The 5,010-nt window shown below is 73.3% G+C and carries 5 protein-coding genes; 2 read left to right on the top strand and 3 right to left on the bottom strand.

Going from position 1 to position 5,010, the window contains the following annotated elements:
• Positions 1 to 16 precede the first annotated feature (16 nt).
• Positions 17 to 238 carry a hypothetical protein gene (locus tag ACFU7Z_RS36100; RefSeq protein ID WP_117486616.1) on the bottom strand — a complete coding sequence of 74 codons (222 nt, stop codon included), beginning with the start codon at positions 236 to 238 and terminating at the stop codon, positions 17 to 19.
• Between the two features lie 466 nt (positions 239 to 704).
• Here ACFU7Z_RS36100 and ACFU7Z_RS36095 point away from each other — a divergent pair, with 466 nt between their 5' ends.
• A complete protein-coding gene (locus ACFU7Z_RS36095) occupies positions 705 to 1,928 on the top strand; it encodes a hypothetical protein (protein WP_380782250.1) in 1,224 nt (407 codons plus the stop codon).
• Between the two features lie 110 nt (positions 1,929 to 2,038).
• Here the strand turns inward: ACFU7Z_RS36095 and ACFU7Z_RS36090 are convergent, their stop codons facing one another.
• Together ACFU7Z_RS36090 and ACFU7Z_RS36085 are read right to left on the bottom strand one after the other, a co-directional pair.
• Positions 2,039 to 2,851, bottom strand: a complete 813-nt coding sequence (locus ACFU7Z_RS36090) for an isocitrate lyase/phosphoenolpyruvate mutase family protein (protein ID WP_380782248.1) — start codon at positions 2,849 to 2,851, stop codon at positions 2,039 to 2,041.
• A gap of 133 nt (positions 2,852 to 2,984) precedes the next feature.
• Complete coding sequence (locus ACFU7Z_RS36085) at positions 2,985 to 3,728, bottom strand: hypothetical protein (protein ID WP_380782246.1); 744 nt, start codon at positions 3,726 to 3,728, stop codon at positions 2,985 to 2,987.
• A 168-nt stretch (positions 3,729 to 3,896) separates the two neighbouring features.
• On the opposite strand from ACFU7Z_RS36085, the gene ACFU7Z_RS36080 reads away from it, so the two are divergent.
• Positions 3,897 to 4,967: a LuxR family transcriptional regulator gene (locus tag ACFU7Z_RS36080; protein WP_159028455.1), complete on the top strand. Its 1,071-nt coding sequence runs from the start codon at positions 3,897 to 3,899 to the stop codon at positions 4,965 to 4,967.
• Positions 4,968 to 5,010: the final 43 nt, after the last annotated feature.

The raw sequence follows: 5,010 nt of genomic DNA, 5'->3' as shown, positions 1-5,010 counted from the left end.
CGTCGAAGGGGCGGGTCTAGCGGGGTGCGGCGGGCTGGGTGGCGCCGGCCACGCCGTAGACGGTGACGGCGGGCTTGGGGACCGAGGCGGGCGCGGCGGTCGCGGCACCGGCGGTGGCGACCGCGACGCCGGTGAGCACGCAGGCGGCCACCGCGGCGGCCCCGGCCGCGGCGGCGAGCCGGCTGCGGACGCTCGTGGTCGAGGGACGGTCCAGCGGGCGGTAGTACGTCCTGTTCATGGCACACCAGTCCAATCGGGAAGGTCCACGGGACGCCGCACGAGGGCCGTGGGGCGCCGGAGGTTCGCTGAGCTGGAGCGACCCTAGCCGGGGCCGGAACGGCTGGGCACGTAGCGCCATGCCCATGCCACGAACTTGGCCGAAACCCGCGTGACGCCCGATCAGTCGCTGAACCCGTCGGCGGCCGCGGCCGTTGCGGTGGCGGCGACGATGAACCACCCCTCACCCCCACACCCTCCGGGGGCCTCCACCGGAGCCCGCTCGGCACGCCATCTCCCGTTCGGCACAAGGAAGTTGCCCACCAGACCCACCCCCACCAAAACCACACCTTCCCGACCTCGACAGAGGTCGATCAAAAGTGTTCTGATGATCACATTCATCGATCATCTTCTGAACAGCTCCTGATTGAAGATCAGAGAAATGGGGTCCCGTGCGGACTGCTCGCGGCTCGGCCATCCTGCTGGCGATGGGGGTCCTCGGGGCCTCCGCCCTGGCGACGGGATGCGACGGCACACCGAGCAGACCCACCGCCACCACCGGCACCACCCCGCCCAGCCCCGCCCCGAGCACCACCACCGAAGCCCCCGCCCCGCCACCGCCCGCTCCCACCCCCACCTGGGACGGCCAGGTCAAGGTGCTCGGCGACGGCTCCACCTCCGACACCGGCCCGCAGCCCAAGCAGCCCGTGCCGGAGAAGCTCAAGCCCGGGGAGAAGCCGCCGCAGTTCGTCGTCTTCTCCTGGGACGGGGCACTGGAGGGCGACGACCGCCAGTTCTCCCGCTTCCGCAAGCTCGGCGCCGAGAACAACGCCCAGATGACCTTCTTCCTGAGCGGCCTCTACACCCTCCCCAAGTCCAAGAGCACGCTCTACAAGCCGCCGCAGCACAAGCCCGGCGACGCCTCCATCGACTACGCCACCGACCCCCACATCAAGGACACCCTGGAACAGCTGCGCCTCGCCTGGCTCGACGGCAACGAGATCGGCACCCACTTCAACGGGCACTTCTGCAACGCCAAGGGCGGTGGCGAGTGGAGCACCGAGGAGTGGAAGAGCGAACTCGACCAGGCCGTCTCCTTCGTCGCCAACTGGAAGACCAACACCGGCTTCAAGGACCTCCCGCCGCTCCCCTTCGACTACACCAAGGAACTGGTCGGCGGCCGCGCCCCCTGCCTGGAGGGCCAGAAGAACCTGCTGCCGGCCGAGAAGGCGACGGGCTTCCGCTACGACGCCAGCTCCCCGGGCGAGTTCCAGGTCTGGCCGACGAAGAAGGAGGGCATCTGGAACTTCCCGCTGCAGCTTCTCCCCACCCCCGGCAAGTCCACCCAGAGCCTCTCGATGGACTTCAACTTCCTGGCGAACCAGTCCGGGAACACCACCAACGGCGACCCCAGGAAGTACGACACCTGGGAGAAGGAGACCCGCGAGAGCTACCTCGCCGGCTTCGAACGCGTCTACAACGGCAGCCGCGCCCCGCTGTTCATCGGGAACCACTTCGAGTCCTGGAACGGCGGCATCTACATGCAGGCCGTCGAGGACGTGATGAAGGGCGTCTGCAAGCGCGACGGCGTCCGCTGCGTCTCCTTCCGCCAGGTCGCCGACTGGCTCGACGCCCAGGACCCGAAGGTCCTCGACCAGCTCCGCCAACTCGACCCCGCCCAGCCGGCCGACTGGTCCCGCCTGGCCAAGTAGCCCGACGGACCGCCACAGCGATCCGACGGACAGCCCGACCCACCACCGGAGACCCGGCGCCCGTGCGCCGGCGCCGGGTCTCCAACCGGACCGCCGCAGCCGGGGCGCGGTCAGCCGCTCACGGTGAACAGGCCGTTGAGCTCCGGGTAGTCGATGGTCCGCCGGAGGGAGTCGTAGCCGCCGGCGCGGTGCAGGTCGAGTGCCGCCTGCCGGGCAGCGGCGTAGGCGGCCTGGGCCACCCCCGAGCCGAGGCTGACCCGGGCCACGCCCAGGGCCCCCAGTTCGTCCACCGGCGCGGTGCCCGGCCCCGCCATGATGTTGAGGGGCACCGTCAGACCCGCGGCCAGGTCCCTGATGACGCCGGGGTCCGCGACACCGGGGACGAAGATCCCGTCCGCACCGGCGTCCACGTAGGAGCGCGCCCGTCCCAGCGTCTCCCGCAGCCGGGTGGCGGGGTCGCCCAGCCCGAGCAGGTAGGTGTCGACACGGGCGTTGACGAACAGGTCGACGCCCGCCCGCCGCGCCGCACCGCGGGCGGCCGCGATCCGGTCGGCGAGCGCGCCCGGCGGGCGGGTGCCGTCCTCGATGTTGACGCCCACCACGCCGGCCTCCAGCACCCGCGTGACGGTCTCCGCGACCTCGGCGGGGCTCTGTCCGTAGCCGCCCTCGATGTCGGCGGTCACCGGGACGGCGACCGCCGCCGCGATGCGGGCGATGGCCTCCAGCACCGGGCCCCGGGGGACGCGGTCCCCGTCCGGGGCGCCGAGCGACCAGGCCACCCCGGCGCTGGTGGTGGCGATCGCGGTCGCCCCCGCGGCCTCGATGACGCGGGCGCTGGCCACGTCCCAGGCGTTCGCGAGCGCGAGCGGACGAGCGGGGGTGTGGAGGGAACGGAAGAGCGCGGACTTGCTGGCGTTGATCATGCCCCCAAGGCAACCAGCGGCTGCCCCCGTTGTCCGGCGGAAAACCGACACCAACGACCGTAGGCCCAGGCCGCCTGAGCGCCGGGCGGGGCAGCCGCGGGGCGTCGCCGGCAGGGGGCCAGGGCTAAGGGCGCTACGGCCAGGGGTAGCCCACCTGTTCGGGTTCGTAGCCTCCGCAGAGCTCGGCGGTGGCACGGGGGTCGCCCGCGGTCAGCCGCGCTTCGAGGCGCTCGGCCTGGTCCGACGGGTCCTCCGCGGAGATCGGGAGGATCATCGAGAACTGGGCCCAGGGCAGAGCCGTCTCCTCCCGGCCGGGGGGATGCCGCAGGATGACGTCGATCCGGTCGGGTTCCAGGCGGGAGGCCCAGACGGCCTCCAGCTCGCACTCCCACCTGGCGAGCCAGTCCTCGCGTCCCCTCAGCCCTTCCTCCAGCAGCGTCGCGACCACTGCCCCCGGCCACTCCCAGCCGCGGTCCGCTTCGGCTCGCAGCACCTCGGCCTCGTACTGGTCCGCGGCGAACCGGAACTCCGGCAGGTCGAAGCCCCGTTCGGCCGGGTCGCGCCAGCCCGCCCAGACGACGTGCTCCCCGTCCCGAGCGACCGTCACGTACAGGGTGCTGCAGCACTGTTCCAGGCCGCACCCGGACACACCGAGCCGGACCTCCCGGGGCACGGCCGTGGCGTGCAAGCGCCCGCCCCGGCCCAGGAGGTACCGGGGACCTGATCCGATGAACCGGGGGCCGCCCGATTCCCTGTTGCGGAGGGTCAGTTCGGCCAGGAGGTCCCGGCCGCTGACGACCGGGCGGACCTCCAGGTAGCCCTCGCCGGGCGGCGGGCAGAGGATGTTCAGGTCGAGGATGTCCGGTTCCGTAGCCACCGGCCCATGGTCCCGGAGCCTTCCACCGCTGTCATGCGGATTTCGCCCGGCCCGCGCCCAGGGCGGCGGTTCGGACCGCCCCTGGCCCTCTCCGCCCCCGGGGAGGGAGCCTCCGCGCTGCCGTTCGGTGCGTGGGTGGGGCGCGAACTGTCGTGCTAGCTTCACCGGATGGGGCGACGTGGGGTGGCGGGGCGGGCGGCGATCGAGGGGGTGCGGGAGCTTGCCGGGGCGGGCTTGACGGCACCCGAGGTCTTCCGGCGGGCGGATGAACTGCTGCGGCCGGTACTGGAGTTCGACGCCGTGTGCTGGCACACCGCGGATCCGGCGACGGGGTTGGTGAACTCGGTGCAGAGCGAGGACCTCACCCTGGACGCGTTCGAGCACGCCGTGCGGCTGGAGGTGTGGGCGGACGACGTGGCGACCTTTCCCGAGATCCGGCGCAGCGGGGTGCAGGCCGAGACGCTGAGCCGGGCGACCCGGGGGTCGCTGCGGGAGAGTGTGCGGTTCCGGGAGCAGGTCAGGCCGGCCGGGTTCGGGGACGAGTTGCGGGCGGTGTTCGACGCGGCCGGCGGCATGTGGGGGTGCGCGGCGTTCCTGCGGGCTCCGGACCGCGGCCCGTACCTGGAGGGCCAGCGACAGCTCGCCGACGCCGCCGCCCGGCACCTGGGCAACGCGCTGAGGGCGTGCCACGTACCGGCCGGCCCGCCCGAGGAGGCGGATGCCGGGCCGGCGGTGCTGGTGCTGGACCGGCGCAACCGGCTGCAGGCGCTGTCCGGACCGGCCGAGGAGTTGCTCGCCCGGCTGGCCGACCCCACCCCGACCTCGTTGACCGTCCCGACCGGCGTGGCGATGGCCGCCGAGCAGGCCCGCCGGGCGGCGCACGGGCTGCCCGTACCGCAGGCCCCGGTGCGGGTGTGGAGCCGGGACGACCGCTGGTACCTGCTGCACGGTTCCGCCCTGCGCGACGGCGGGGCGGCGGGCGCGGTGACGGTGGTGGCCTCGCCCGCCTCGCCGGCCGAGGTGATGCCGCTGTACCTGGCCGCGTACGGGCTGACCGCCCGCGAGCGGGAGGTGGCGCTGCTGCTGGTGCGCGGCGGCGACACCCGGGACGTGTCCCGGGCCCTCGCGATGACGCCGTACACGGTGCAGGACCACCTGAAGTCGGTGTTCACCAAGACCGGGGTGGGCAGCCGCCAGGAGCTGATCGCGCGGATCATGCTCGGCGAGGGGCGCTGCTGACCCGCGCCTCATGGCCGGCCCGAAGGCGCCCTCCCGACCGCCG

Source organism: Kitasatospora sp. NPDC057518, assembly GCF_042802075.1.
Taxonomy (GTDB): domain Bacteria; phylum Actinomycetota; class Actinomycetes; order Streptomycetales; family Streptomycetaceae; genus Kitasatospora.
The sequence above is the reverse complement of the archived record's forward strand: the minus strand, read 5'-3'. Positions and strand labels throughout refer to the sequence as shown.

Bases quoted from the DNA above. Each gene is read 5' to 3' on its own strand.
- ACFU7Z_RS36095 (WP_380782250.1), top strand. From the start codon at position 705: ATGGGGGTCCTCGGGGCCTCCGCCCTGGCGACGGGATGCGACGGCACA.
- ACFU7Z_RS36100 (WP_117486616.1), bottom strand. From the start codon at position 238: ATGAACAGGACGTACTACCGCCCGCTGGACCGTCCCTCGACCACGAGC.
- ACFU7Z_RS36080 (WP_159028455.1), top strand. From the start codon at position 3,897: ATGGGGCGACGTGGGGTGGCGGGGCGGGCGGCGATCGAGGGGGTGCGG.
- ACFU7Z_RS36090 (WP_380782248.1), bottom strand. From the start codon at position 2,851: ATGATCAACGCCAGCAAGTCCGCGCTCTTCCGTTCCCTCCACACCCCC.